24 protein-coding genes are annotated in these 26,132 nt (G+C 47.0%); 5 read left to right on the top strand and 19 right to left on the bottom strand.

What is annotated here, in order from left to right:
* Window positions 1-10: 10 nt before the first annotated feature.
* The 11 genes from VK70_RS07125 to VK70_RS07075 all read right to left on the bottom strand — a co-directional run bounded on the left by VK70_RS07125 (window position 11) and on the right by VK70_RS07075 (window position 11,399).
* Window positions 11-1,354: a nitrogenase component 1 gene (locus VK70_RS07125; RefSeq protein ID WP_025694156.1), complete on the bottom strand. Its 1,344-nt coding sequence runs from the start codon at window positions 1,352-1,354 to the stop codon at window positions 11-13.
* A complete protein-coding gene (locus VK70_RS07120) occupies window positions 1,339-2,880 on the bottom strand; it encodes a nitrogenase component 1 (protein WP_025694157.1) in 1,542 nt (513 codons plus the stop codon). The genes VK70_RS07125 and VK70_RS07120 overlap by 16 nt, the downstream gene beginning before the upstream one ends.
* Before the next feature lie 84 nt (window positions 2,881-2,964).
* Window positions 2,965-4,347 carry a nitrogenase component 1 gene (locus VK70_RS07115; protein ID WP_025694158.1) on the bottom strand — a complete coding sequence of 461 codons (1,383 nt, stop codon included), beginning with the start codon at window positions 4,345-4,347 and terminating at the stop codon, window positions 2,965-2,967.
* Window positions 4,348-4,375: 28 nt separating this feature from the next.
* Window positions 4,376-4,714: a Fe-only/vanadium nitrogenase subunit delta gene (locus tag VK70_RS07110; protein WP_025694159.1), complete on the bottom strand. Its 339-nt coding sequence runs from the start codon at window positions 4,712-4,714 to the stop codon at window positions 4,376-4,378.
* 30 nt (window positions 4,715-4,744) lie between these two features.
* Entirely contained in the window at window positions 4,745-6,154 is a 1,410-nt protein-coding gene (vnfD, locus tag VK70_RS07105; protein WP_025694160.1) for a nitrogenase vanadium-iron protein, alpha chain, read from the bottom strand.
* A gap of 75 nt (window positions 6,155-6,229) precedes the next feature.
* Window positions 6,230-7,057 carry a nitrogenase iron protein gene (nifH, locus tag VK70_RS07100; protein ID WP_025694161.1) on the bottom strand — a complete coding sequence of 276 codons (828 nt, stop codon included), beginning with the start codon at window positions 7,055-7,057 and terminating at the stop codon, window positions 6,230-6,232.
* Between the two features lie 557 nt (window positions 7,058-7,614).
* Window positions 7,615-7,944: a hypothetical protein gene (locus VK70_RS07095; protein WP_025694162.1), complete on the bottom strand. Its 330-nt coding sequence runs from the start codon at window positions 7,942-7,944 to the stop codon at window positions 7,615-7,617.
* Window positions 7,945-7,974: 30 nt separating this feature from the next.
* On the bottom strand, window positions 7,975-8,352 hold the full coding sequence (locus tag VK70_RS07090; protein ID WP_025694163.1) for a NifB/NifX family molybdenum-iron cluster-binding protein: 378 nt from the start codon (window positions 8,350-8,352) through the stop codon (window positions 7,975-7,977).
* Between the two features lie 154 nt (window positions 8,353-8,506).
* Window positions 8,507-9,829 carry a nitrogenase cofactor biosynthesis protein NifB gene (gene nifB / locus VK70_RS07085; protein ID WP_025694164.1) on the bottom strand — a complete coding sequence of 441 codons (1,323 nt, stop codon included), beginning with the start codon at window positions 9,827-9,829 and terminating at the stop codon, window positions 8,507-8,509.
* Between the two features lie 397 nt (window positions 9,830-10,226).
* Window positions 10,227-10,460 carry a ferredoxin gene (locus VK70_RS07080; RefSeq protein WP_025694165.1) on the bottom strand — a complete coding sequence of 78 codons (234 nt, stop codon included), beginning with the start codon at window positions 10,458-10,460 and terminating at the stop codon, window positions 10,227-10,229.
* 144 nt (window positions 10,461-10,604) lie between these two features.
* Window positions 10,605-11,399, bottom strand: coding sequence for an SDR family NAD(P)-dependent oxidoreductase (locus VK70_RS07075; protein ID WP_025694166.1), 795 nt, complete (start codon window positions 11,397-11,399; stop codon window positions 10,605-10,607).
* A gap of 242 nt (window positions 11,400-11,641) precedes the next feature.
* Here VK70_RS07075 and VK70_RS07070 point away from each other — a divergent pair, with 242 nt between their 5' ends.
* Window positions 11,642-12,820: an MFS transporter gene (locus VK70_RS07070; protein WP_233277779.1), complete on the top strand. Its 1,179-nt coding sequence runs from the start codon at window positions 11,642-11,644 to the stop codon at window positions 12,818-12,820.
* A gap of 63 nt (window positions 12,821-12,883) precedes the next feature.
* On the opposite strand, the gene VK70_RS07065 is transcribed toward VK70_RS07070, so the two are convergent.
* Window positions 12,884-13,255, bottom strand: a complete 372-nt coding sequence (locus VK70_RS07065; protein WP_144415195.1) for a hypothetical protein — start codon at window positions 13,253-13,255, stop codon at window positions 12,884-12,886.
* Window positions 13,256-13,354: 99 nt separating this feature from the next.
* Window positions 13,355-13,801: a DUF1259 domain-containing protein gene (locus tag VK70_RS07060; protein WP_025700486.1), complete on the bottom strand. Its 447-nt coding sequence runs from the start codon at window positions 13,799-13,801 to the stop codon at window positions 13,355-13,357.
* A 457-nt stretch (window positions 13,802-14,258) separates the two neighbouring features.
* Here VK70_RS07060 and VK70_RS07055 point away from each other — a divergent pair, with 457 nt between their 5' ends.
* Window positions 14,259-15,026: a radical SAM protein gene (locus tag VK70_RS07055; protein ID WP_025700487.1), complete on the top strand. Its 768-nt coding sequence runs from the start codon at window positions 14,259-14,261 to the stop codon at window positions 15,024-15,026.
* 158 nt (window positions 15,027-15,184) lie between these two features.
* On the opposite strand, the gene VK70_RS07050 is transcribed toward VK70_RS07055, so the two are convergent.
* Together VK70_RS07050 and VK70_RS07045 are read right to left on the bottom strand one after the other, a co-directional pair.
* Window positions 15,185-15,634, bottom strand: coding sequence for a DUF1259 domain-containing protein (locus VK70_RS07050; protein ID WP_025700489.1), 450 nt, complete (start codon window positions 15,632-15,634; stop codon window positions 15,185-15,187).
* Window positions 15,635-15,803: 169 nt separating this feature from the next.
* On the bottom strand, window positions 15,804-16,796 hold the full coding sequence (locus VK70_RS07045) for an aldo/keto reductase (RefSeq protein WP_025700491.1): 993 nt from the start codon (window positions 16,794-16,796) through the stop codon (window positions 15,804-15,806).
* A gap of 243 nt (window positions 16,797-17,039) precedes the next feature.
* Between VK70_RS07045 and VK70_RS07040 the strand changes: the two genes are divergently transcribed.
* Together VK70_RS07040 and VK70_RS07035 are read left to right on the top strand one after the other, a co-directional pair.
* Window positions 17,040-18,854 (top strand): ABC transporter ATP-binding protein, encoded by a 1,815-nt coding sequence (locus VK70_RS07040; protein ID WP_025700493.1) that lies wholly within the window; start codon window positions 17,040-17,042, stop codon window positions 18,852-18,854.
* Window positions 18,851-20,578 (top strand): ABC transporter ATP-binding protein, encoded by a 1,728-nt coding sequence (locus VK70_RS07035; protein WP_025700495.1) that lies wholly within the window; start codon window positions 18,851-18,853, stop codon window positions 20,576-20,578. Before VK70_RS07040 ends, VK70_RS07035 begins: the two co-directional genes overlap by 4 nt.
* Before the next feature lie 78 nt (window positions 20,579-20,656).
* Here VK70_RS07035 and VK70_RS07030 read toward each other — a convergent pair whose 3' ends face one another.
* Both VK70_RS07030 and azlC read right to left on the bottom strand, forming a co-directional pair.
* Window positions 20,657-20,989 carry a branched-chain amino acid transporter permease gene (locus tag VK70_RS07030; protein ID WP_025700499.1) on the bottom strand — a complete coding sequence of 111 codons (333 nt, stop codon included), beginning with the start codon at window positions 20,987-20,989 and terminating at the stop codon, window positions 20,657-20,659.
* Window positions 20,980-21,696, bottom strand: a complete 717-nt coding sequence (azlC, locus tag VK70_RS07025; protein WP_025700501.1) for an azaleucine resistance protein AzlC — start codon at window positions 21,694-21,696, stop codon at window positions 20,980-20,982. The genes VK70_RS07030 and azlC overlap by 10 nt, the downstream gene beginning before the upstream one ends.
* A 108-nt stretch (window positions 21,697-21,804) precedes the next feature.
* On the opposite strand from azlC, the gene VK70_RS07020 reads away from it, so the two are divergent.
* Window positions 21,805-23,196: an aminotransferase-like domain-containing protein gene (locus VK70_RS07020; RefSeq protein WP_025700504.1), complete on the top strand. Its 1,392-nt coding sequence runs from the start codon at window positions 21,805-21,807 to the stop codon at window positions 23,194-23,196.
* Window positions 23,197-23,272: 76 nt separating this feature from the next.
* Here VK70_RS07020 and VK70_RS26360 read toward each other — a convergent pair whose 3' ends face one another.
* On the bottom strand, window positions 23,273-24,331 hold the full coding sequence (locus tag VK70_RS26360) for a nitrilase-related carbon-nitrogen hydrolase (RefSeq protein ID WP_025700505.1): 1,059 nt from the start codon (window positions 24,329-24,331) through the stop codon (window positions 23,273-23,275).
* Between the two features lie 283 nt (window positions 24,332-24,614).
* Window positions 24,615-26,117 (bottom strand): ABC transporter substrate-binding protein, encoded by a 1,503-nt coding sequence (locus VK70_RS07010; RefSeq protein ID WP_025700508.1) that lies wholly within the window; start codon window positions 26,115-26,117, stop codon window positions 24,615-24,617.
* Window positions 26,118-26,132: the final 15 nt, after the last annotated feature.

Genomic DNA, 26,132 nt, shown 5'->3' with positions numbered 1-26,132 from the left:
ACATCATGGCTCATCCCGCAAATTGCTCCCAATTGATCTCTTTGGAACGATAGGAACGCTCCCAATCATTACCAAATACTTCTAGCATATTGAGCATACCTTCGTATCCAAAATAAGCCCTATCCAAATAGACATCCCGGTTAGTCGGGCTAAGCAAGTCAAACGAAGTCTTGATCCCCGCTTCCTCCGCCATATATTTCTCCCACGCCGACCCGATCACCACATCCGTCTTCGCTTCCGTAATGGCTTGCTTTACCTGATAACCGTCAACAGAGAAAGCGACGCGCGTCGCAAGCCCAAGTTCATTCAGCTCGTTAGCCAAAAGCTCGCGGGCCTCTTGGGTACCCGAGTGCAGCAGCACCATTTCCGGTATCATTTCGAGTTCCTCGAACAGCATCCGAACCATGCCGACACCTAAAGTCGCATCCGCCGATAACGCGACTCTGCAATTTCTGTAACGGGGAATAATCATCAAGGCCCTTTTCCGAAGCGTTTCTACGACAAGCTTCTCTCCACGGGTAATGATCTCCTCCGCTTTCTCCTCCGCTCCAAAGTAACGGCCGGCCGCCCTTAGCCAGCGCGCCGTATTGGATAATCCGATCGGCAGGGGAATATCACCGAGGATAAACGGAATCTGATGCCGCTCTTCCAGCTTGCGCACAAACTTATAACCGGCATCATGGCTTAACAAAATATTGGCGGAAGCCAATCCCGCTTCTTCGAGCTCCTCCATAGCCATATTGTGGGGAAGCACCGACAGCACATCGACTCCCATCTCCCGGAGAACTTCTTTGACCCATAGGAGGTCAGCCTGCCATGTCGGATTCAGATTGGATTGAGGGAGAATGAGATTCACCTTGTTGATCAGCTTGATTTCCTGCTTCGGAATCAAGGGCAGCAGGGCCTCAAGCCCCATATCAATGCCGGCGAAGCTGTCGCCCCGGAATCCCCCCGCCATAACCGGAATGAGCCTGGCCTTAATCTCCGGCTGCATCTCCCTGCACAGCCCGTCAATATCCTCTCCGATAATGTCAGCGGAACAAGTGCCTACGATAAACATAACCTTGGAGTTAAACGTTCGGTCCGCTTCCCGGATCATGCCGGCCAGCTTCTCGGAAGCGCCCATAATGATATCCGTCTCGAACAAGCGGGTACAGCCCACTTTTCGTCTGGTAAAATCAATTTCGTGCTTATCGAAAGCCGTCGCAACAGTCGATGCGCAGCCCTGGGGAGAATGGATAATGATACTGACATCCTTGATTCCGGCAATCACATTCGCCACGCCTTCAAGCGCACAGCCGATAATCGGGTCCTTGCTGTGACTACAGTGGTTGAATTCTAATTCATCATACATCTTCCCTTCCTCCTTTCCGCTGCATACAGCGTGCAATCCGGCGCCTCTTCGCTCCATTTAGGCGTAAGGGACGAAGCGGAGGCCAATCCTTGGGACTGCTCGGGAAATACCATCTTCTTGGTCAGCCAACTGCGCGGACGGAACGAATATCTCATGGATGTCAGAATACACTGAGCAACCTTTAACGCGCCCCGAAAGCCAAAGCGCGGACGATTTAGAATGGCGTTCAGATCAACCACCGGAATGGCCGGATAACTGAGCGACGATCCGAAGTATACCGTTGACGCCGGGTCCACGCTTCCGAGAAAGGCCAGAAGCTCTTCCTCCGTCTGCTTCATGGATTCGTATTTGCCGAATTTAAGCGTTCCTTTTGTGATCAACACTTCCGGGTCCATCCCCGTCTCCAGTAAATAGTCGATGCTCGTTTCCCTTGCTTCCGTACTCCATGGGTGAAAATTATAGATAACGACCCGCATGCCAAAATCTTTCTCCAGCATATGTGCAATCGACAGGGCCTTAATGGCGTCATGAGCTTCAACAATAGCCAGTTTTCCTTCAAGCTGCGCCTTTGCATCCTCTATTTCCTGCTGAATGGCTCCGTATTCGCTGGCAATCAATGCTTCTGCTTCGTCCTTTAAGTCCAAATATTTCGCCGCTTCGCGCAGCCAGCGCTCTGTCGCGCTTATTCCGTAAGGCAGTATGGTAGAATTCAGCGGAGTTCCGAAAGTTTCTTTCATTTCTCTGCCTATGGTATAGCCAAGATCCAGGCAAAGCGTGCAGTTGACCGCAACGCTCGGCGCATTCTTCAATTCCTCGAGTGTGCAGTTTCCTGCAATGACACTATTGATATGAGCTCCCATGCCTTCGACAAGACGCACCAGCTCTTTAACGTCCGTATCGACTTCCGTCCGTTCGGGACCCATTTTACCCCCGACAATATTAACGGATTTGGCCAATACCGCTTCTCGTTCTGGAGTCCGGGGCTCCATCAGTTTAACTAACTGCTTGAACACAAGGTCAAAGCCGCTTCGGTATTCGCCGGCAAAGCCCTCGCAATGTATGGTCATGATCTCTGCGTTCACTTCGTCCTTCAAGCTGTTCACAACGGCGTCCACATTATCGCCAATGATGCCTGTGGCGCAGCTGGTGGAAACGAAGATCACGTCAGGACGATACTTATTATCAACTTCACGTATTGCCCCTCTCAGTTCCTTCTCTCCGCCGTAAACGACTCCCTTCATATCAATATTCGTACTGATGACCGCTTCATAGGGAGAGCCGCTATTACGGGAATTCGTCAGCTTGTAAGCCTTCTTGACGCCGAAGGCGCAACCGCTGGGCCCGTGGGCAATAATTACGGAATTCTGGATACCGCTCAATATTTTCGTCGCCGTCCAGAATTTGCAGGGACGGGTATGACTGCCCTGTAAGCTGGTCTTAATCTTTCCTTCCTTAGCCAGCTGGTATAGCTCGCTCAATGGCCCATGAAAGACGATGCTATCCGAAAATGTTGTTTCTATAGACATTTTCCCCGCTCCTTCCGCTTTGTTTCTTAATATGAGTAATAGGGGTACGCTAGGTACCCCTTGACAAACCAGCTTGAAATCTTCTTACCAGACGTTCAAGATCCATTCTTTATTCTTCTTGTATTCCATGTCGACGAACAGCGTGTTGGCAATCGTTTCCGCCAGCCACTCAGCACCTTTGTATCCAATAACCGGATACTTCCAGAGGCCCGCTCTGTCAAAGGTCGGGAAGCCGACGCGAACCATAGGAATCTTGTTATCCGTAGCGACATATCTGCCTTTGGAGTGGCCCATGATCAGATCAATTTGTTGACCTTCTTTTACGCGGCGTTCCAGCTCCCAAAGGTCAGCGTTCCAAATGACTTCCATAGGAGCGGCTGCGTTCTTCTCCAGTTCCGCAAGACGCTCGTCTTTGGTATAGGCGGAGTTGTCGTCTCCGAGCAGCAGCAGCGTAGGCTCCAGCTCAACCTCCTGACAGAATTGAGCCAACCCGATGACCAGGTCAGGATCGCCGAAAATCGCCACTTTCTTGTTGGCAAAGAACATGTGAGCCAGGTCGGCCATCGCATCAATCGCTCTGCCCCGTTCTTCCACAAGAGAATCCGGAATAGGCTGGCCGGACATCTTGGAGATTTCCTCCAGGAACAAATCCGTATTTTTAATGCCGATTGGCGTATTGGTCACGACGGACGGCACCTGGAATTTGGTTTGCAGGAAGTTTGCAGCGCTGGCCCCTTGATACTTACACAAAGAGATGGAGCCTTTGGCGTTGGCGCTGTTTTCGAAATCCTCAACCGTTGTGCTTCCATAGGCGAAGGCATCCTTGCCCGGCATGGTCGGAGCGTCGAAGGTTTCCGTATCGAGCAAAATATTTCCTTCCACACCCATTTCGCTCAGGATATGCTTGATTTGCTTCACATCGCCCGGGTTCAGCCAGCCAGTGAAGAAGTTAATCTTGCCAGTGGGCTCACCCTTCTTGGCAAGGGTTTTCGTAAGGGATTGAACCGCTACGTTATAACCGGAGACATGGCTTCCGTTATAACTCGGCGTGTGGACCGCAACCAGGTGAATTTCCCGGTCTGGAAATTCATCTTTCAGCATTTTGTTGACCTTACGGATAGTTCCTTCGATATCGTCTCCGATCGTTTCGGTCGAGCAGGTTGTAATGATAGGGATCACTCTAAGGTCCGGATAACGCTGTGCCAGCGTCATGACGCCTTCCTCAATCCGCTTGACCGCTCCGAATACAGCCGCTTCCTCATGCACGGATGAAGACGCAATTTCAAAGTTTTCCTTAAAATGCTGCGCGAACAGAAGACGGACAAACATACTGCAGCCTTGCCCGCCATGCACCAGCGGAATGCAATCCTTAATGCCGATGCTGGCGAACTGCGCGCCAGCAGGCTGACAGTTGTACATAGGGTTAATAATACCGCATCGTTCTTTTTGTTTAAGCTCCAAAGACATATCTGTCACCTCTTTCCCTTTATCACGATTAGTACAATTGATGATTCAGTTCACCGTTCAAGGAACCGGTGATGGTGATTTCCTTCAACCGCGCTTCAACACCGTGCAGAACTTCGCCAAGCTGTTCGGCATTCAATTCACCGAACCAAGAAAAAGCTTTATTAATATCCGTCAGCAGCACTTTGGCATCCGCATAATGACACTTGTCAATAGGAGTTTCGATTACCGGTTGACCGCCGGTTTGCAGGGTTTCGATCATCTTGATTACACCGGATATGGCCTCCTCGCGGTCCCATGTACGGGAGAGGAATTGCCATAAGCATTTTTCCTGAATGAATGTCGTTAATTGTTCTACTTTCTCGCTCATTCTTCGCTACCTCCTTATCAACAGGTCTTATTACACGCCGACTTCCAGAGCGGCCTTTTCTCTAACGTCGATTGCCGCCAGCTTCATCAGCGGCGAATAGATGGCGTTGTACATATCGCGAGCCATATTGACAGAGCCTTCAAAGCCCATGTACGGGCCGTTATGATAAGCATGACCATTGATATAAGGCAGATGCAGCTTCTTCACCAGATCACCAACGCGAGGTCCGGTCAGAACCAGGTCCGGTTTTACCATTTCCAATACTTCGAAGAATTCAAGCTCGTTGGCATCGTCAATGTAGATGGTACCCTCGTTGCCGCGGGCGATAACTTTTTCAAAGTCTTCCTGGTGACCGAATTTGGAGGACATTGCCACGACAGTCATTCCAAGGTCATCCTCCAAAGCTTTGGTCCAGTGCCACAAGCGAGGGCCGCCTGTCCAGATACATACTTTTTTGCCTTTCAAGCCAGCACGGTACCATTCCATTTGCTCCTTGTACTTGGCAACCTCTTCGGCAATAACCTCCTCAGCCTTATCTTCAAGACCGAAGAAGGCGCCGACTTTGCGAAGCGCATCCTGGCAATATTCGAAGCCCCAGGAGTCGATATCAAGACGGGGAATGCCGTACCGTTTCTTCAATTCGTTGGCAATATAGCCTGCGGAACGGGCGCAGTTAACTACGTTTAATTGCGCTCTGTGCATGCCGCGCAGATCGTCATACGATGCGTTGCCGGTAAAGTGAGCGATAATTTGAATGCCCATCTTGTGGAAATATTTCTCCAGCACCTGAGAATCGCCCTGAATGTTATAGTCACCGATAAAGTTAATCGTATAAGGACTGGTAATGGTCGGTTCCAGAGTGCCTACCTTCTCGTTGATCCAGCCCATATTGAGTACGTGGTGGCCCTTCGATTGGCTGACGCCGGCGAATCCCGGACATTCGACAACAAAGATATCCACATCGCCAAGCTCTTTCTCTACGGCTTTGGCAACAGCTTTAGGATCATCTCCGATCAGGGCAGTCGCACAGGTTGTGTAGATGAACATTCTTTTGATATCGGGCATTTCCTGGAAAGCCTCAATGATGCTTTGCTTCAGCTGCTTTTCGCCGCCGAATATGATGTGCTTTTCTTTCAGGTTGGTGGACCAGACATACTTCAACTGGAAGTTATCGTTATCACTTGGATAGCGCTTCGTGTGCCAGGTATCGTACGCGCAGCCAACCGGACCATGAATCATTTGAATGGTATCCTTAAGGACGCCGCCAATAACCAGCTTCGCTCCGCAATAGCTGCAGCCCCGCTCCGACAATGTCCCTGGGATGGTGGCAGCGTTGGATATCGGCAGGTATTGAGTGGTATCCTCCCCCGGTTCCTTGATGTATACGTGTCTTTCCCGTTCAGGGATGGTAACGTCACATTTTAATAGTTTTAATGGCATGTTCCATACCTCCTTAACAAAATGGCCTTACCATTTTCACTTTTATCCGTTGTTATCCGCATTTTATTGTTGCTATTAGTCGACAATACCGTACTTGGTAACCATATCTTCCAGCTCGTCCATGGTCAGCGGAGTAGGAATTACGAAGCTTTTGTTTTCGATAATTTTACGTGCCAGTTCTGAATATTCATTAGCTTGATTACTTGCAGCGTCAAATTCGATAACCGATTTTTTATTGAATTCCGCCTTTTGAACGATGTTGTCGCGTGGTACAAAGTGAATCAGTTGAGTGCCAAGCTTGGAAGTGAATTCTTCCATAAGTTCTAATTCTTTATCAACGTTACGGCTGTTACAGATAATACCGCCCAGCCGGACGCCGCTCTGATCCGCATATTTCAGCATACCGCGTGCAATATTGTTAGCTGCGTAAATAGCCATCATCTCACCGGAGGCCACGATGTAAACCTCTTCTGCTTTGCCTTCGCGAATCGGCATTGCGAAACCGCCGCATACAACGTCGCCCAATACGTCAAAGAATACAAAGTCGAGGTCCTCAGTGTAAGCACCAAGGTCTTCCATCAGGTTGATTGCGGTAATAACGCCGCGTCCCGCACAACCAACACCCGGTTCCGGACCGCCTGATTCAACGCAGCGGATACCTTGATAACCCGTTTTTACTACACTGTCGACCGTGATGGATTCTTCACCGGTTTCGCGCAGCGTATCCATCAATGTTTCTTGCGGTTTGCCGCCGAGAATCATCCGGGTGGAGTCGGCCTTCGGATCGCAACCATGGATGAACACCTGTTTTTTGTGGAAATAAGCCATTGCCGAAGCCGTGTTTTGTTGTGTTGTGGATTTACCAATGCCGCCCTTACCGTAAATTGCGATTTTTCTTGTCATTTGAAAATAGCTCCTCTCATTTTTCGGTTTAGTCTTTTTTTACAACCACTTTCCTACCCGTAAAGTTCAGGTCACCTTTCCTGACGCCGTTTATCTCACCTCCCACTATTTCTTGAGAGCCACCCGTTAAAGCGCCCATTACATCCCAATTGATGTAATTTTGTTTGACATCTTGTGATGTGTTTTTGTTTCGTTGACCTTATCTTAGCCTTTGCAACACGGAAGGGTCAACGAATTCGACGAATTTCCCCTCCTGCATATCAATTTCTTCAAAATTTATGTTAACTAATCTAACATAACTTGTTTTCGGGCATGTTATTGATAGTTTTAGCATCGCTTTCATAATTTGGATAGTTCCCTAAGTATCTCCTATATGATCCTGTTCGATCAGCTGCCCTCCGGTTTATCCGCGAACCCTTTAATTCGCCTGAAAAGGCCGTCCCTACAACAAAATGCACCCCTTAGAATTCATTGAGATTAGCCCAGAAGGGTTCCAATGAACATTCCAAGGAGTGCACTTGAACAAGACTTTATGAACTTTTCCAGTAGGATACAAGTTAATCCGAGCAGGAAGAACTGCAGGAGCCGCACGATTTGGACTGACGCCCCCCTCTGCCCCCCGTTTTGTCATACTTGCCCCATTTTTCTCCACTTTTCAAATCGGCCCAAGCACTTTCAAGACATACGCGAATGATCGAGTGCGTAGGATGCGACAAATCGGCCTTACCATCAGGACCCACAAGAATCTCCTCATCCAGACAGTTGGCCTGGTTTAAATATTGTCTGAGCAGCAAAGCAAAGGTAACCCGGTGATTCGCCAGCAGCTTGGGGTCATACTCAATACTAAACACCTGCAGCAATTCTTCTGAATCCGCTACTTCTGACATGATCTAATTCCTCCCAAATAGAATATGGATTTATTGTTCCTCCGAATGATAGAGAACCTTCGTTAACCATAATGGAGGACGCTCTTTAAGCATCTGAAGGAGCTTTTCCAAATGTGGAATCAATTCAGACCCCTCCTCAGCTTTAAGAATCATGATTCCCGCTTTCATTACTTTCTTGGTTGCATCGTTTCCTATATTATTGACAAACAGCAGCTTGCAGTCCTTAATGACTTTAACCCGCTGTTCAGCCTTGTCATGTTCCTCTCCATTGACAGGGCGATCCAGGACAGACCTTGATTCAAGCCACTTGTAACCTTTTTCCGAAAACTCGAATATAGAAAATGACGGACACTGTCCGAAATGAGTATCAAGACTCCTGCCATTTATGGATGCGAACGCCACTTTCATCGGTATGCACTCTCCCTATTGATTAATACATTGCCAACGGCATTGATCCGGTCCGCCGTCCCCCGATATCCCACACATACGGCAGAAGCGGCTCCAAACCGGTTAATAACCGGAAATCCCAGCGGCACGAAGGGAATATGATAACGCCGCTCCTTCAATCTTTCTTGAAATAGCCCAGATAACGCGTGCTCTCAAGCAGCTGCTCGTCAATATTGCCTTTTTTGATTAATGGGATGATGCCCGCCTGCAACAACCGCTCGCTTGGAGCCTTACCTATTCCCGAACAAAGCAGCATCTTGCAATCCTTGAGCATTTCAAGCGTCTCCGACAGCGGTGAGGAAGGTTCTTCGCCTGAACTGCAATCCGCCGTTCCATTGCAATAGGCCTGCACCTTGCGGACCCCTACGAGACGAATGTCGCGTTCTAGAACATCATAGATGAGAAATTCCTTGGCATGCCCAAAATGCTGATTGATTACATTGGAGCCTCTTGTGGCAACGGCAATGCGCACGGCATTGCTCCATTCGTCTTCACTCCAGTCTGCAGCCGCACCCGCTTCAGTCTGTTTCATTCTTGAGAGAATGTCTTGCTGAAGCTTCTCGCGCTGCTTGGCCGAATATCCTTGTTTAGGAGGAAGCATTTCAGGATTCTGGCTGAGGTCGGAACCAAGCAGCCCGACAGCGTCTGCTCTGCACTGCCTGCAATGACGCATGACCGGCATGATACGAGACGATTCGTGCTGCACCTTGGTGATTTCCTCCAACGCCGGCGTCCTGAAGCCATCCTTTTGAAACCTGCTTCCCGGGGACAAAATAAGCGGCATAATATTATGAGAAAAAGCCCCCAATTTCTTCACTTCCCGGGTAACTTCTACAAGATGCGCGTCGTTTACGCCTGGTATGAGAACGGAATTTACCTTGCACAGAATCCCTCTTTCCGTCAGCCCTTTAATCCCTTCCAACTGTCGCTTCATTAATAAAGCGGCTGCTTCCTTTCCTTTATATAAGGTTCCGTTGTACCTTACAAAAGCATAAATCTGGCTGCCGATATTCGCGTCAACTGCGTTGAGCGTAACCGTTACGTGACGGATGCCCAGTTCACAAATTTCATCAATATAATCCGGCAGCATCAGCCCGTTCGTGCTTAAGCACAAGTGAATATCAGGGAAGGCCTTGGCAATGAGCCGAAAGGTATCGAAGGTTGCCTCAGGATTCGCCAACGGATCGCCCGGCCCCGCGATACCAACTACAGAGAGATTGGGCAAGCTTGCCGCAATCTGACTAACCTTGTCGAAGGCTTCCTGTGGAGTAATGATCTTACTTACGACCCCCGGCCTGCTTTCATTGACACAATCAAACTTGGGGTTGCAATAATGACACTGAATGTTGCATCGCGGCGCAACCGCAGCATGCATTCTGGCAAAGTGATGATGGGCTTCTTCATTGTAACAAGGGTGACGCGCCAATGCTGGCTCCATATCCATTCCTCCTAATTATCATTTATATCTAGTTATATTTAAATATAACTAGATATATTTATAACCATCCAAACCTTTACCTTAAAAAATTCTATTTTTATTTAATTATAGTATCATTAAAATGTAGTTCAACTACCTCAAACTCTGTTTAACTCTTTTGTAGAAATAGATGTTAGAATATATGACATATTAATTTCATAAAGCGCTTTCAATGGAAAATGTTAATGTTTTCTTTATTTTCTTACATTACTCCATAAAAAAACGGATGCCGTCTTTGTGAGACAGCATCCGTTTCTCGCAGAAAAATAAGGTTAAGAATATACGCGAAGCTTATACATTCTTATATTTTGGCAACATTCGGATAAGAATCGGGATGTTTACCCTCGATTATTATACCTTATGCAAAAGCATTAGCAGAAGTCTTGATACAGCTTGTCGGACAGCTGTCGACGGCATCCTGCAGATCTTCCTGCAAATCAGCTGCAATCAGCGTCACACCGCGGTTGTTGTCCCCTTCGTAAATGACTTCCGCCAAACCGTCATCGTCGAAATCAAAAATATCCGGAGCCGAAGCACCGCAGCTTCCGCAAGCAATACAAGAATCTTTCTTAACCACTACATATTTTCCCATAAATCCCACTCCTCTATAATATATGATTAGTCATATTATAAAAGTGAAATTTCTAATAGGGATGTGATTTTGTTAATAGTTTTTATGAAAAGTCAAAAAAATACTATATTGTACACCTAATTCTAGCACATTGAAGTCACTTTATTAGAAAACACTTCTCACCAATCCCCCGTCAATCCGCAATGCCGCACCGTTGATTGCCGAGGACAACGGACTGCTCAGGAAGGTGACGAAATTAGCGATTTCTTCGGGTCTGATCAGGCGCTCTATAATGGAGGTCGGCCGATTTTCCTTCATAAATTTGACTTCCGCTTCCTCTATGCTGAGACCTTCATTCGGGTATAAGGAATTGAGCATAGTCTCCACCCCTTCGGTTAGCGTTGAACCCGGCATTACAGTATTGACAGTAACGCGGGTGCCTGTAGTCAGTTCAGCCAGACTCCGAGAGAGCGAAAGCTGCATTGTTTTAGTCGCGCTGTAGTGAGCCATTTCCTGAGAAGGCATAATCGCGGCTTCGCTGGCGATAAAGATGACTCTTCCTTCATTTTTTTGCAGCATTTGCTGGAGGAAGTGCCGCGTCAGCCGGACTCCGCTCATAATATTCACTTCAAAAAACTTAAACCATTCTTCGTCCGGAATCTCGAAATACTCCGCCGGCTTAAAAATCCCTAAGTTGTTGACGAGGATATCAATGTCAAATCCCCGATTAATCAGCTCCTGACAACCGCTTTCCGTCCCCAGATCAGCGGCGGCAGGCTGAGGATTTGCATTAGGATACAATTCCTTTATTTCTTGTACAACTTTAGACACCTTATCTGCACTCCGTCCGTTGATCAGTACAGATACGCCTTCCTTGGACAAGGCCTCGGCGATCGCTCTGCCTATTCCTTCCGTCGAACCGGTGACAAGCGCTGTTTTTCCTTTTAAATTGAGCTCCATAATTACTCTCCCTCCTCCATCACAGGATAACCTATTCGACTAGTTAAATCCAGAAAGCCTAATCTTATAATCAATAAGCTCAATCATAGAACATTAATTCCTCCAGGGAAACTATATGAATAAAAAGACACTACTTCCAAAAATGAATTTACTATATATAATAACATTGAAAAGCGATCATCCTATCCCCAAACAAGGAGGTAATTAAAATAAACACAGAAACTCAACGAAGCAAGCTGCCTTTGGCGCTTATTGCGCTCCTGATCAGCGCGTTCGCCATTGGCACAACCGAGTTTGTTATCATGGGAATTCTACCGGATGTAGCCAGTGATTTGCATGTCACTTTAAGCGCGGCGGGATTACTGGTTACCGGATATGCGCTGGGTGTCGCCATCGGCGGTCCGGTGGTCACTGTATGTACCGGCCGTCTGTCCCGCAAGTCACTGCTGTTCAGTCTGATGCTTATCTTCGTCGCAGGTAATCTCCTGGCAGCAGTAGCGCCCAATTATCTCATTTTGATGCTTGCCCGCGTTCTAGCCTCCTTTTCACATGGCACATTCTTCGGGGTCGGTTCTATCGTTGCGACACGCCTCGTCCCCCGTGAAAAACAAGCGAGCGCAATCGCCATGATGTTCGCAGGGCTTACACTCGCTAACATTCTCGGCGTCCCTTTCGGCACCTTTATCGGACAAATATGGGGGTGGCGCTCCACCTTCTGGGTTGTAACGGCTCTCGGTATCCTGTCCCTAATCGGGATTGCCCTTCTCGTTCCGCGAATGCAAGGAGATACGCTTTCCGATTTTCGTCAAGAAATCCGCGTTCTTAGAAGCAAGCAGGTTATGCTGGCACTGCTCATGACGATACTGGGGTTTGGCGGAGTATTCACGGCCTTTACCTACATCGCTCCGATATTAACCGATATCACGGGATTTGGCGCTCGCGCGGTTACTCCGATCTTGCTCCTATTCGGCGTCGGCATGACGATCGGCAATACCGTTGGAGGCAGAATGGCGGATTGGAAGCTGATGCCGTCAATCACAGGAATGCTGGCGCTCTTGACCACAGTTCTGGCAGTGTTTTCGCTAACCAGCAGCTATAAAATCCCTGCCGTACTTACGGTATTAGTCTGGGGGTTTGCCTCTTTCACGATCGTTCCTGCTTTCCAAATGCGGGTACTGGCAAAAGCCCAAGGCTCCCCAAGCATCGCTTCCGCTCTGAACATCAGCTCATTTAATCTGGCCAATGCCGGAGGAGCTTACCTGGGCGGATGGGTGATCGACAGCGGTCCGGGGCTTGGCTCACTGCCATGGGTAGCTGCAGCCGTTACCGCCGCTGGGCTCCTGGTTACCTTAATCAGCTGGTCGCTGGATCAGCGGGAGGCTGCGCCTTCGATGCCTGCTGAGCATGTGCAGAACTTATAACTGAAGAATCATCATGGTGCTGCTTATAAACTCCCTGCAAAAAGGGGGCTTTCCAGGAAGTGGTTAATAACTGCCTCCGGGATGCCCCCTAACGCTTTCCAGATGTGTTGTTCTATAGCCGCCGGGACTATCTCTTTGGCATACGAGCCGACGGGAAAGCGGAACCGGGCCTTTGTCGACCACCTTCATGACTTCCAGCCGGTTCAGGTCAAAAATCGCATACAGTCCAAGATAGAGGCCGCGCATAACCATTGTCGTAATCCGAAGTTTTGTAGTAGCAGATGGCGCGAACGAGCCGGCCCCGATTTCTTCTTCGATTCCGAAGTTCCCCGCCGACCAGGGGTCCACCATCACCCGGCCAAAATCCGTGATCCCGCGCTTGCGAAAAGCCGCCTGCATCTCCAGATGCTCTTTGACGATTCGTTGCCCAGTCAATTCAGCGCATAAAAAAACGCCAACACCTTAGAAGGTGTGGCAGCATCACTTTCTATAATATACTTTATTTTACAGCCACCCATAGTTGATCTGCTGTTATCATTTACCTTTTTTTCTAGAGGACTTGCAAACAAATGGACCTACGGGTTGGTTCGTCAGAACGCTCGACGCGTTCCGTACATTTCTGGCGAATACCAGCGGCGGTTGGATGGCTTCCCAATGAATGTACCAAATGTTCGGGTTTGTAAATAACCAGTGGTTATGAAGAGCGGTTACTTTAATACCCGCTTTACGGAGCCTGGAGATAAACGGGTTTATTTCCCGGGTAAGAATCACCGTTTCCCCAAGACATAATGCTCTGCCATCTTTACCCATACTCTCAAAAGAAATACCGAACGGCAGGGTTAAAAAACCCTTGGAACGTCTTCCTAAGATTTTTACCTTAATATTAGTACGTAACTTAGTTGCTACACATACCCCATTGATAACTTGAGGTGTTCCGCCAAAAATCTCCGCAAACCGTCTACAAAGTGGACTTATAGTCATTTTCTATCACCCTCCCTTTCGAATACATCGTATGGAATGGCGATAGTTTCAGTAACGGCGTTTTGACATCTATCTCCCCCATTTGTCCGTGAGATACTGACAACCTTAGTGATGAAATAACCGAGTGTTGGAGAACGCCATCACCATACCATATTCGTTACATGCGTTAATAACCTTAGCGTCCCTAATTGAGCCGCCTGGTTGGACAATGTATTTTACACCGCTTTTTTGGGCGCGATCGATATTGTCCCTTTGAGGGAAAAATGCATCAGAACCAAGGGAAACACCATCTAAATTCTCAAAAAGCCCTAAAGGCGTTTGTATTATATTTTCACAGTCTGGTGAATATATCTAGAAAGACGAATGTGACTTACTAAAGTTTATTTGATAGTTCGGAAACAATCGTTGCTCTTCTAAATTTCACACCCCACTTGTCATCATTTTAAGGAGGAGTTTTGTGATAACGAGAAACGTAAACGCTTGCATTCGTGATATACAGAAACACCGCTTCCAGGACGGTTCCGGTACCCAAACGGTCGTCCATCTAAAGGGCTGTCCTCTGTACTGTATTTCGTGCCCCGATCCGGAAATCCGCAATCCCGGAGTCAGGCTGGTGTGGGACCCGATCAGAGCCAGACATTTCGAAGACGGAAGAATTTATTCCGTTCAGGAAGTTTTGGAGCTATGCCTCGACACTCCGGATTCCTTGGGAAAGACAGCAGAACGGGTCCTGTTGACTGGCGGAGAAGCCTTGATGCAGCATTCCTTTGTCTATGAACTGCTGTCACGCTTGAAGGAACGGGAAGTTCATACCGCAGTTGAAACTACCGGATATGTAATACAAAGTCAATTTACCAAGCTGCTCCCCTTAATCGATCATCTGATCTTCAACGTAAAACACTATGAACGTGAAATGCACAGAAAAATAACCGGAGTTTACAATGATCTAATTATTGAAAATTTACGGAATTCTCTCAACAGTCCAAGCGAGGTTGAGGTTCGGCTTACCCTTATTCCCGGATTGAACGACCGTCCGGAAGATGCGGAAGGATTTTCCAGACTGCTTCAGCGTATTGGTGTAAAACAGGTTCAGCTTCTCCCCTTCATCAACCAGGCAGCCCCGTCAGGGCGGCAGAAGACTCCAGACAACGCTTCACCGTTATCCGAGGTGGAAATGGCCGCGTATCAGGACGCCCTTCAGTCTCATCATATGGATTGCTCCTAATAAACAATATCTCATAAGGGGAGCTTGAAACGGGCTAGCGCTGCCAGTTCTTTTTTAGGTATATGCAAAAACCGCCAAACATCTTAAAGTGTGTGGCGGTCCCGCAGCCAATTTAGTCAGTATTCTATGAAACAAGTCAGCCTACCATTGCCGGCCTTCTATGATTTTCTTTTTTTACCAGAAGGCTTACACACAAATGGACCTACGGGTTTGTTCGTCAGGACACTGGATGCGTTCCGCACATTTCTGGCGAATACCAGCGGCGGTTGGATAGCTTCCCAATGGATGTACCAAATGTTCGGGTTAGTAAATAACCAGTGGTTATGAAGGGCTGTTACTTTAATACCTGCTTTACGGAGCCTGGAGATAAATGGGTTAATTTCCCGAGTAAGAATAACGGATTCCCCAAGACATAATGCCCTGCCATCTTTGCCAACACTCTCGAAAGAAATAGCGAATGGAAGGGTAAACAAGCCTTTGGAACGTCTTCCTAATATTTTCACCTTAATATTGGTGCGTAACTTAGTTGCTATACATACCCCATTAATGACTTGAGGTTCTGCGCCAAAAATCTCCGCGAACCGTCTACAAAGTGGACTTATACTCAATTTATATCACCCTCCTCTTTTGAAAATATAATATGGGAAGGTGACACTTTCGGAAACGGCGTTTGGCGTTTATTGTATAAAAGCAAATTGGGCTGTCGGGATAAAATGTAGACACAAGGCTGCTCTATCGTCGTTACTGACGAAAAAGCAGCCTTGCGGAATTATATCCTTATTTAGACCGGCTGGGAGGCGCCATAAATTCCGGTCCGACCGGTTCCTTCACCGTTTCTTCGATAATACGATCGATTTCTGCCAAAGCACTTTGATCCAGTGACCAGCCCATCACTTCGTCCACTGGGGCCAATTGCTCGGGTTTACGCGCCCCCCAAAGGGCGATGCCGGCGCCGGGTTGAGCTAGAATCCACCGGACAGCCAGATGAATGACACGTTTTCCGTAATTTTGCTGAGCAAATTGATCGAGTTTCTGCACGGCGTCGAGATACTGCCCAAAACGCGGGGCTTGGAACTTCGGATCTACTTTGCGCAGATCGTCGCCTGTAAATTCCGCATCTGCCTTCATGCGTCCGCTTAATAAACCTCGGCACAAGCTTCCATAAAGCAGCGTAGTGATTTGATGTTCCGCACAGTAAGGCAATACGTCCTTTTCAATTTCACGCTCAAATAAATTATAGGGAGGCTGGTCCGTATGCAGCGGCGCGATCTTTCGGAATGCTTCCATTTGAGCGGTTGTGAAATTACTGACACCAATCGCGCGAATTTTCCCCTGCTCCAATAGTTGCCGCATCGTTTCCGCTGTTTCTTCTATTGGAACTAATGGGTCCGGCCAATGGATTTGATAAATGTCAATATAATCGGTTTTTAGACGCTGTAGAGAGTCGTCGACTTCTTTCAAAATACGTTGCTTCGTCGCGTTGCGGTGTACGTTGCCATCGACCCACTCCAGCGCCGCTTTTGTCGCGATCAGGATGCGATCCCGTTTCCCATAGGATTGAATCGCTTGTCCAACCACTTCCTCAGAATGGCCAAAACCGTATACGGGCGCCGTATCGATCACATTAATTCCGCGATCCAGCGCGGCGTGAATGGTGCGAATGGACTCCGCGTCATCGCTACCGCCCCACATCCAGCCGCCGATTGCCCAAGTGCCTAAACCAATTCGCGAGGCTTCAAGCCCGGTATTGGATACCTGTACAAATTCCATTTTGTCTTCATCCTTTCTGTGAGCTGTATGGGAAAGTTACCCAAATAATCTAACCGGGTCATTATAACATATACGAAATAGTCCATCATCTAATCCGATGAAATTTAAACAAAATAACCAATAAAAGTAGTTGTGAACAAAAAATCTATTGGATATTGTGTAATTGAGCTCAATGTATGCGCAACCAATTTTGGAAGGATTTTTATTTGAGGCCATTTTTATCAGGGTAAGGAGTGTTGATGCTTGAGTCAAGTTTCTGAAGCTGTGGCCGTAAATCAGGCCGATCATCCGCAGGAGCGCCGTTTCAGGCTTTATCTGTGGGTCGTATCCTATCTTCGGCCTTACGCGGGCCAACTTACGGTGATCGTGCTGTGCGGACTGATTGCCGCTGCGGGAGAATTGGTGATCCCGAAGATGATCGAACATCTGGTTGACAACATCATTCCGGCTAAGAACAAAGACGCTTTTACAAGGATGCTTCTCCTGCTCATTGGAATTGTGGCGCTCTCCGTCTGCGCTTCCCTGCTTCGTAATCTGCTTCAGAGAGCTGTTGGAAGCAAAGCCGCGCGTGACCTGCAGTTCTCCGTGCTTCAGAAGCTGCGTAAGCTTGGCTTTTCTTACTATGAACAGCGTCCTGTAGGCGAAACGCTCTCTTTAATGAACAATCAGGTGCATTCGGTGCAGGAGCTGTACACCAGCTTTTTTCCCGATATGCTGGAGCTTGCCCTGTTCGTAATTCTCGCCGTTTCCGTCATGGTGTCGGGCAGTCTCAAGCTAACCTTGGTTGCCGTCCCCTTCTTCCTGATCTACTATGCTGTAGGGCCGAGCCTTGATCGTAAGACCGCCAAGTGGAATGAACGCATGAATGAACAACGGATGGATTATAACCGCAAAATCCATGAATCGGTGTCAGGCATCCGCGACTTTCGGGCTTTTTCCGCAGAGCATTGGGATTTGCAGCGAGGGCTTCAGCTCTATCAGACTGTCACGGACACCACCTTGAAATGGGTGTTCTTCATACATACCCGCTGGAGCATCCGAAGGGTGTTCTTCGACGCCGGAGCGGTCGCGCTGTTCATATTCGGATATTGGTTTATCCGTAATCAGACGTTAACTGTAGGCGCGTTCCTTTCCTTTTTTCTCATTTACTCTGTCGTCATGTTTAAATTATCCAGTCTGATCGGCAATCTCGCGCAGCAAGGCATGATGCTGGAGCAGGCCCATCCGATTCGCAGGCTTATGCTGCTGGACCCCCTTGTGGAGGAACCGGAACATCCGATTGCCGTGGGAACGATAAGCGGCCAGATCACTTTCAAAGGAGTTGGTTTCCGCTACCCGAATCGCCCGCCGGTCATCAGGGATTTCACGCTGGACATCCGGCCCGGGGAGCGGTTGGCCATTGTCGGTACGAGCGGCAACGGAAAATCGACTTTACTCAAGCTGATCAACCGTTTTTACGATCCTCAGGAAGGCAGGATCGAGCTGGATGGCGTCCCCATCACCCGGCTGTCTTTTCAAGATTTAAGAGGAAGTATTGGTTATGTATTCCAGGAATCGTATCTGTTTGGCTTCTCCGTCAGAGAGAACATCCGGTTTGGACGGCCGGAGGCATCGGACGAAGAGATTGAGCAGGCCGCGAAAGATGCCTTTGCGGATGAATTCATCCTTCAGCTTCCGCAGGGCTATGACACTTTGGTCGGAGACCGCGGCATGAAGCTGTCTGGCGGACAGAAGCAAAGAATCTCGATTGCCCGCATGCTGATCTCAAATCCGAAAATTGTCCTGCTCGATGAAGCAACTTCCGCACTGGACAACGTGTCCGAGGCAGAGGTCAAGACGGCGCTGGATCGCCTCTTCGAAGGCCGTACGATGATCGCCGTTGCACACCGGTTATCAACCATCAAGGATTTTGACCGGATTGTAGTCATGGATGAGGGGACAATCGCAGAGATCGGTACCTATGAAGAGTTGATGGCCCGGGAAGGCGTCTTCTATAATTTGGCCCAGGGACAGGATCAGGCGGAAGCAATTACCGTTGATTCGGAGGTTACGCTATGAAATATATCAAATGGATATGGAATCATCTCATGATGATCAGAAGCGGCTTTCAATTGGCCATCGTCCTGCTCATTCTGGAAAGTTTCTTCGGCGTCGCTTCCGTTTACGTGCAAAAGTACATCATCGACGATCTCTTCATGCAGCAAAAGTTCGAGCTTCTGCCCGTTCTGCTCAGTGTTTACGCCGTTATTTTCATCTGTAGTGCCATCTTGTTCGTCGCCACGCCGTATACGTTTGTCCGAAATGAATATATCATTACGAAAGTCATGACCAAAAACATGTTCAGCCGGTTGTTCCGCTTCCCCATCTCTATTTTCCAAAAGGAGAGAGCCGCCAGATTTGTCCAGAACCTGAACAGTGATGTGCTGGATACGGGTTCTCTGGTCAGCTACCTTACACCCACCGGGATCAGGAGTATGTTTGAAGCGCTCATCATGCTTGCTATTGTTGGCTACTCCAGCATTTGGGTCATGGTATGCATCCTGGCCGTATGCTTGCTGTATATCGGAAATGCCTGTTTCTTTGCAAAAAGGATCAAGAGAGCGGCAGCCGTCGTGCTGGAAAAGCGGACCGATCTGACCGTTCATCTGGAGGAAGGAATCTCCTCGACACGGGAGGTCGTTGCCTTTCACAGGACCGAATGGGAGTCAAACCGCTATCAAGCCTTGTTTAAAAAATACTTTGACGCGATCCTGCAGGAAGGGCGGACCGTCAACCTTCAGATGCTGTTCAGCGAGCCCCTGCGGTGGGGAGTTTCCGTTGCGGTTGTAGCCGTAGGCGGATATCAGTTGATGGAAGGCAGACTGAGCCTCGGCACCTTCGTGGTTGTCCTGCAACTGGTGCTGCAAATTATGGAGAAAATCCATTGGCTGTTTGGTTACGTCATGATGATGATCGCGCGATTCGCTCTAATCGACCGCATCGAAGACTTCAATGAAATACCGCAAATCGATTACGGGACGAAACCGCTCAGCGGCGAGGTTCAATCCATTCATTTCCGGAACGTCAGCTTCGCTTATGAGGACAAAAATATACTTAACGGCCTTACCGCCGCCCTGCCTGTTGGAAAGAAAATCGCATTCGTCGGAGCAAGCGGCGGCGGCAAATCGACGGTAGCCCAACTGCTTACCCGCTTCTACAATCCAAGCGAAGGCGAAATTCTGGTGAACGGCATTCCGCTTACCGATATTCGGCGCCAGGACTGGATGAGCAGGATTGCGATCGTATTCCAGGAGCCTTACCTGCTCGCCGATACGATCCGGCAGAACGTGCTGTTCGGCCGGGAGGACACGGATGAACAGCTTATCGGTGTGCTGCAGGACGCGCAGCTTCTGGATACGGTAATGAAGCTGCCGAACAAGCTGGATGAAACCATCGGGGAACGGGGCATTCAGCTCTCCGGTGGCCAGCGTCAGCGTCTTGCCTTGGCAAGGGCGATGCTGAGAGATCCCGATATTCTCATCCTGGATGAAGCGACCTCCGCCCTTGATATGGAGACGGAAAGGAAGGTGCAGCAGCTCCTGGATGACAAGCGTTCGGGACGGACAACGATCATCATTGCGCATCGGTTGTCCACGGTAATGAATGCCGACATCATCTTCGTCATGAAAGACGGGCAGGTCGTCGAGGAAGGCACCCATGAGGAACTGCTGCGGGAAGGCGACCTTTATCCGGAACTGGTTCGAACCTTCGAAAGAGAAGCGAAGGACTTGGCGAGTGCTTAAGAAGCAGGTTCTTTTATCGAGCATGGGAAAAACAGACCTGATAGAGAGTTTCCGCATCAGGTCTATTTGCGGACCTAATCAAAATAACAATTGAACCAACACCATATAGACGACCGTACCGCTCACAATAGAAAAAAGCATATTTTTCCTCCAAATATGGACCAAAGCAACCACAGCAATCGAAATCAGTTCGGGTATTCCGTGGTTGCCGGACATTAGGTTTACATCCCTGACACTATAGACTACTAATAACCCCAGAGCCGCTGAAGGCAATACGTTTCCAAGGTACTTTACATACTTTGGTGTAGGCCGGCCTGACGGAAAAATAAGAAAAGGAATAAATCTGGTCATCATGGTTCCCAAAACAACCATTCCAATTGTAATCATGCGCTCCAATAATGTCATTGACATGCAGGTTCGCCTCTTTTCTCCAATCGCTTCCTCAATACAGTAAGAATGAACAGAATGACGATCATGGAAGGGATAATAAAGCTGCTAGTGTTAAAAATAAAAAGACATAAAAGCGACAGCCCTAAACCGAGTAATGCGCTGTGATGCGTTGTCTCCTTCATCCACTGCTCAATAAAGATGACAACAAATAAAGCAGTCATAACAAACTCAAGCCCTTCCATGTCAAATTGCACAAGAGAACCGAAAATCCCGCCAATTGCAGCTCCAAGCACCCAATAAGCATGATTAAGCAGAGTGATGAAGAACATGTACCATCCTCTGTCTACCCCACTCGGGATAACGGCTGTGTAATTAATGGAGAAGGACTCATCGCAAAGACCAAAGATTAAGTAAAACTTTTTCAGTCCCGTCCCCCTGTACTTTTCAAGCATGGATATCCCGTAGAACAGATGACGCGCGTTGACCATTAAAGTGAGAATCAGTGCTCCAAGTGGATGAAATGCGCCAAGCAGCAGAGTGACAGTAACAAATTCCATCGATCCGGCAAAAATAGTCAAGCTCATCAGAATGGAATACACCGCGCCGAAACCCGATACGTTCATATAAATTCCATAAGCAATTCCCAGGAATAGAAAACCCGCCAAAATGGGGGTAGTAGCGGGAAAGGCTGTACGCAGTGCCAATAGCCGTTTATTTTTATGTTTCATATCCAGCTTGCATCTCCTCATCACAATGACTTCCAAGCCATTGTAACAATGCAAATCCATACAATCAATGGTATAATTGTATGGATTACAATTTTGCGAGGTCATAATATGCCGATTAATTCCTTCACAGATTACCCCATGTCTTGGAAGCCTGACAAAGACGCATTGAAACGTCCGATTTATCTTTCACTAGCTTCATTAATGGAACAGGATATTGCAAACGGATTCCTAGCCCCTGGCACCAAACTTCCTCCCCAACGGGAGCTGGCCGATTTTTTGGACATAAACTTTACGACAATTACCCGCGCCTACAAGCTCTGCGAATTAAAAGGATTGATCTATGCAGTCACCGGGAGCGGTACGTTTGTTTCGCCCAATGCTGCACGCAGCATCACCATTTCCAAAGAAAATGCTTCAGAAGATTGTATTGACCTTGGATTTGTTGCCTCTTTTGAGCAAAGCAATTCCATAGTGGCAGCGGCTGCCAAAAGAGTGATGGAGAAAAGCTACTTGGAGCAGCTCTTGAATTACAACGATCCCACAGGAATGCCGCATCACAAAACGGCGGGTCTCAATTGGATGAAGGCTTTTGGCGTTCAAGCGGATACGGAAAATATGGCCATTGTTTCGGGAGCGCAAAATGCATTGGCCATAGCGCTGTTAGCTTTATTTGAGCCGGGAAACCGGATTGCCGTCGATTGGTTTACTTACGCCAATTTTATTGAAATCTCCAAAATGTACCGGATTAAGCTGGTTCCGATCACGGGTGACGAGCATGGAATGCTGCCGAATGAGCTTGACAATCAATGTCTTCTTCTTGGCATTCACGGTATTTTCTTAATGCCTTCTTGTGCCAATCCCACTACTGTAATGATGTCAGAAACCCGAAAAAAAGAGTTGGCCGACATGATTCGAAAGCATCATTTGATTTTAATTGAAGATGATATTCACGCCTTTTTAACAGCCGGCATTATTGACGATTATGTGCAGCCCATTTTTCAGCTTCTGCCGGAACAAACCGTCTATATTTGCAGCACCTCCAAGTCCATATGCTCGGGACTTCGAGTGGCGTATATGGTATTTGGCGACAGCTTCAGAGAGAGAATTTTGAAGGCTGTTTTTAATGTCAATGTGAAGACTTCTTCATTGGATGCCGAAATCATAACCGAACTCATTTTATCCGGGGATGCGAACAAGATTGTGAAGAAAAAAAAGAAGCTGGCGGACTCAGCAAATGTGATTTTTTCAGAGGTTTTCCCTGAGGTTTCCCATACAGGCCATCCGCTTAGCTTTTATAGATGGCTTCCCATTTCGGGAAACAGCAATGCATTACAATTAGAGAAGTCCTTTCAGAGCAAAGGGATTCGAGTTTTTCATTCCGACCGCTTTTTAAGCGGGGCCAGTACACCTGACAAGTTTTTGCGAATAGCGCTTGCATCTACTCATTCGTTGGAGAGATTAACAAAAGGGTTAGAGATTTTGAAGGAAAATCTTGATTAACATACGGACTTTTTTAATTTTATTCGTAGACAAAGGAGGTCTGCAAATGACAGACCTCCTTTGTTTCCAAACTTCATTATTTAAATTTTGTATAATTAGGTTGATTCAGGGTTTCAACCGGTTTTTTTGGTTTATGAGGTCCTTTATAATTCTGTTCAATTAAGCCGAGAACATTATAAGAGTACCACTCATTCTGAAATTGAACATATTTTTTAAATGGAGCACGATCAATTTCTGCAATAGCAAAATCACTATTCCTATTATCTGACTCAGCTACAATTTCACCACCACCATTAAAAATAGCCGCTTTTCCTATACCAGGCGCAATCACCCATGCACCGGAATTTTGAGCATAATAAGAAGAGTTAACCATATTCAAGTGATAATTAAACCAAAAATTTCCGTCATTATCTGGATTATTAAGCGGCCAAGAAGCTATATGAATATTTTCTGCTTGAGCCATCATTGGAAAAGTCATCATCGGTTTGAAATGCTCACCACAAGAAAGCTGACCAATTCTGCCTAATGCTGTATTCACAACATTCAGATTATCTTTCATTGGTACGTCAGAGAAATAGGTTCGTTCACCACCTGAAGGATTGATTTTGCTTCTTTTATCGATTACTTTCCCCTCAGGATTAATAAGTACCTGCGTCATATAAAGACGTTTCGTTTTCGTATTCTTTTCAGAAAAGCTCATAGAGAGATAAACATTATTATCATCTGCAATTTTTAAAAGAGCCTTCCATTCCTTGCTTCCTACTTCAATCGAATTGTCAATATATTTTTGGAAAGGTTTAGGCGGCATTCCATCTGGATCTGGTTCTCCATTAATAAAGCCTGGAAGCCAAACTTCAGGGAAGGCAACTAATATTGCACCAGCCTTCTTAGCTTCTTTCGTAATTTTATCTGCTTTTATCAACCCAGCTTTCAAATTAAAACGCTCTGTATCAGCACTTACAGCCGCCACTTTAATAGGTGTCGTATCAACAAGCTTTTCATTCTGGAATGGATTACTTTGAGCAGCAGATACCGTTTCAGGTTTGTTTATAACATCTGCAGCACCTATTACTGTAGCTGCCGCTAAACAACCAACCATCATTGTTCCAACAATTTTCTTCCAACCGTTCTTCATCCTTCTACCCCATTTCGTCAGATTTTAATTTTTGTTTTAGAAATGTAAGACTTTATGACATTGATTGCTGGCGAATCTACGAAATTTCTTTATTCCCCCCAGATATGATAGATTTTCTAACAAGATAATCATATATCCGATACTATCCCTCTCCCACTCCAAAACCGATTTGTAAATGCTCTAAACCGGACCTTTTGGCAGTCCTTCGAAACTTCCTCCCTGCATTCCCACTTCAAAAAAATGACCCAAACCTAAAAAACCTGGTTCGGGTCATTGATAATGTTTACTTATTTTGTTTTGCCCATTCGTCAAGCTGTCTTTGTTTTTCCGTTATAATCTTGTCGATTCCAGCTGCTCTCAGCTTAGAAATAAACTCGGGCAGCACTTTATCAGGGTCGAGTAATCCTGTTCCCAATCCCAGAGCATATTGGTTAATTACATTTGAAACGGCGGTAATTTCCCTTTTAACCGGTGTTTGGTCCATCGTAAAACCTAGCGCTTTAGATCTTGTGGCGTTTGTGTTGTATTCTTTCATTTTCTCCCAGAGTTTCGGGTCTTCTCCTTCAAACACATAGGATAGAGTTTCGTTGCCAAACAGGAAATTTAAATTCAAACTATATCGGTTGTTCGAGTCATTGATTCCATCAGGGAACTTGATTACGTTATCCGATACTTTCACATAGTGCTTACCCTCGATACCCCAATCCAGCAAGTTAACTAATTCTTTGTCCGTATACATAAGATCAAGTAATTTCATCGCCTCTACAGGATGTTTGGATTCTGCAGGTATTCCCCACATCAGCGTTCCTAACTTGTCCGAGGCCGTGTATGGTTTAGTCATTGACACTGGTGTCATTTGCTTGCCAGTTTGTTTTAGTGCCTCCATTTCGATACCGGGCTTTATATTACTGGCATATGCAAACACCCGATCATTTCTCACAAGATCGTACGTGATTTCTTTATAAGTCGCGGCATCCTTGAGAATATACCCGGCTTGAAACCATTTATGATACAATTCAACTCGTTGTTTATACTCTGGGGTTTCGTACAGGTTAACAACATGTAGATTATCACCGTAATTCATCAGAACACCCAAACCATTGCCCAACGTGTCCCAATTGGAGAGGGTGCTTACGAAATCTTCGTCCGGGACATGTGGTGCCAAAGGAATCAAATCCGATTCTTTTTCGTGAATCAGAGCCAATACTTTTTCAACATCTTCAACCGTTTTTAGCTTGCTTGCATCAATGTTATATTTTTGAAGCAAATCTGTTCGCATCATAAAACCAGATTGACCGGCCATTTCCCTTAATGATGGAATACCATATATATTTCCTCGGATCTGACCCGCACTAAGCCAAGCAGGATCCATCACTTTCCTAATCCCTTTCCCATACTGTCCGATCAAATCATTTAACGGGAGCAGCTGGCCTTTGGCTACTTGGGGGGTAAAACTGAAGACAGGAGTTGTGCCGGTCACGATCAAATCGAGACTTTCACCGCCCGTTAACATCAAGTTCATCTGCTGCTGCCAAGCGCTAAATCCAATTAGAAGGAACTTCACCTTAATATTAAGCTTTTTTTCCGTAATCTTGTTTACTTCTTCCTCAACAAGACCCAAATCCTGCGGAACCGAACCAAAATAATGAAAGGCCATTGTTAATTCCACAGTCTCCTGTCCCGCATTTCCACCACCTGAATTCATGTTGGCTGCTTTATCCTTGGAATTTCTGCAAGCCGTCAACAAAATCAGAAATACCAAACACATCCACCCAAATTTCTTCATAAACCCCTCCCCCTT

The sequence above is a fragment of the Paenibacillus durus ATCC 35681 genome (assembly GCF_000993825.1).
Taxonomy (GTDB): Bacteria; Bacillota; Bacilli; order Paenibacillales; family Paenibacillaceae; genus Paenibacillus_AQ; species Paenibacillus_AQ durus_B.
The sequence above is the reverse complement of the archived record's forward strand: the minus strand, read 5'-3'. Positions and strand labels throughout refer to the sequence as shown.

What these genes read in the sequence shown, in the direction of transcription:
- VK70_RS07125 (WP_025694156.1), bottom strand. Translation starts at nt 1,354, where the DNA reads ATGTATGATGAATTAGAATTCAACCACTGTAGTCACAGCAAGGACCCG.
- VK70_RS07120 (WP_025694157.1), bottom strand. Translation starts at nt 2,880, where the DNA reads ATGTCTATAGAAACAACATTTTCGGATAGCATCGTCTTTCATGGGCCA.
- VK70_RS07115 (WP_025694158.1), bottom strand. Translation starts at nt 4,347, where the DNA reads ATGTCTTTGGAGCTTAAACAAAAAGAACGATGCGGTATTATTAACCCT.
- VK70_RS07110 (WP_025694159.1), bottom strand. Translation starts at nt 4,714, where the DNA reads ATGAGCGAGAAAGTAGAACAATTAACGACATTCATTCAGGAAAAATGC.
- vnfD (WP_025694160.1), bottom strand. Translation starts at nt 6,154, where the DNA reads ATGCCATTAAAACTATTAAAATGTGACGTTACCATCCCTGAACGGGAA.
- nifH (WP_025694161.1), bottom strand. Translation starts at nt 7,057, where the DNA reads ATGACAAGAAAAATCGCAATTTACGGTAAGGGCGGCATTGGTAAATCC.
- VK70_RS07095 (WP_025694162.1), bottom strand. Translation starts at nt 7,944, where the DNA reads ATGTCAGAAGTAGCGGATTCAGAAGAATTGCTGCAGGTGTTTAGTATT.
- VK70_RS07090 (WP_025694163.1), bottom strand. Translation starts at nt 8,352, where the DNA reads ATGAAAGTGGCGTTCGCATCCATAAATGGCAGGAGTCTTGATACTCAT.
- nifB (WP_025694164.1), bottom strand. Translation starts at nt 9,829, where the DNA reads ATGGAGCCAGCATTGGCGCGTCACCCTTGTTACAATGAAGAAGCCCAT.
- VK70_RS07080 (WP_025694165.1), bottom strand. Translation starts at nt 10,460, where the DNA reads ATGGGAAAATATGTAGTGGTTAAGAAAGATTCTTGTATTGCTTGCGGA.
- VK70_RS07075 (WP_025694166.1), bottom strand. Translation starts at nt 11,399, where the DNA reads ATGGAGCTCAATTTAAAAGGAAAAACAGCGCTTGTCACCGGTTCGACG.
- VK70_RS07060 (WP_025700486.1), bottom strand. Translation starts at nt 13,801, where the DNA reads ATGACTATAAGTCCACTTTGTAGACGGTTTGCGGAGATTTTTGGCGGA.
- VK70_RS07045 (WP_025700491.1), bottom strand. Translation starts at nt 16,796, where the DNA reads ATGGAATTTGTACAGGTATCCAATACCGGGCTTGAAGCCTCGCGAATT.
- VK70_RS07035 (WP_025700495.1), top strand. Translation starts at nt 18,851, where the DNA reads ATGAAATATATCAAATGGATATGGAATCATCTCATGATGATCAGAAGC.
- VK70_RS07030 (WP_025700499.1), bottom strand. Translation starts at nt 20,989, where the DNA reads ATGTCAATGACATTATTGGAGCGCATGATTACAATTGGAATGGTTGTT.
- azlC (WP_025700501.1), bottom strand. Translation starts at nt 21,696, where the DNA reads ATGAAACATAAAAATAAACGGCTATTGGCACTGCGTACAGCCTTTCCC.
- VK70_RS07020 (WP_025700504.1), top strand. Translation starts at nt 21,805, where the DNA reads ATGCCGATTAATTCCTTCACAGATTACCCCATGTCTTGGAAGCCTGAC.
- VK70_RS26360 (WP_025700505.1), bottom strand. Translation starts at nt 24,331, where the DNA reads ATGAAGAACGGTTGGAAGAAAATTGTTGGAACAATGATGGTTGGTTGT.
- VK70_RS07010 (WP_025700508.1), bottom strand. Translation starts at nt 26,117, where the DNA reads ATGAAGAAATTTGGGTGGATGTGTTTGGTATTTCTGATTTTGTTGACG.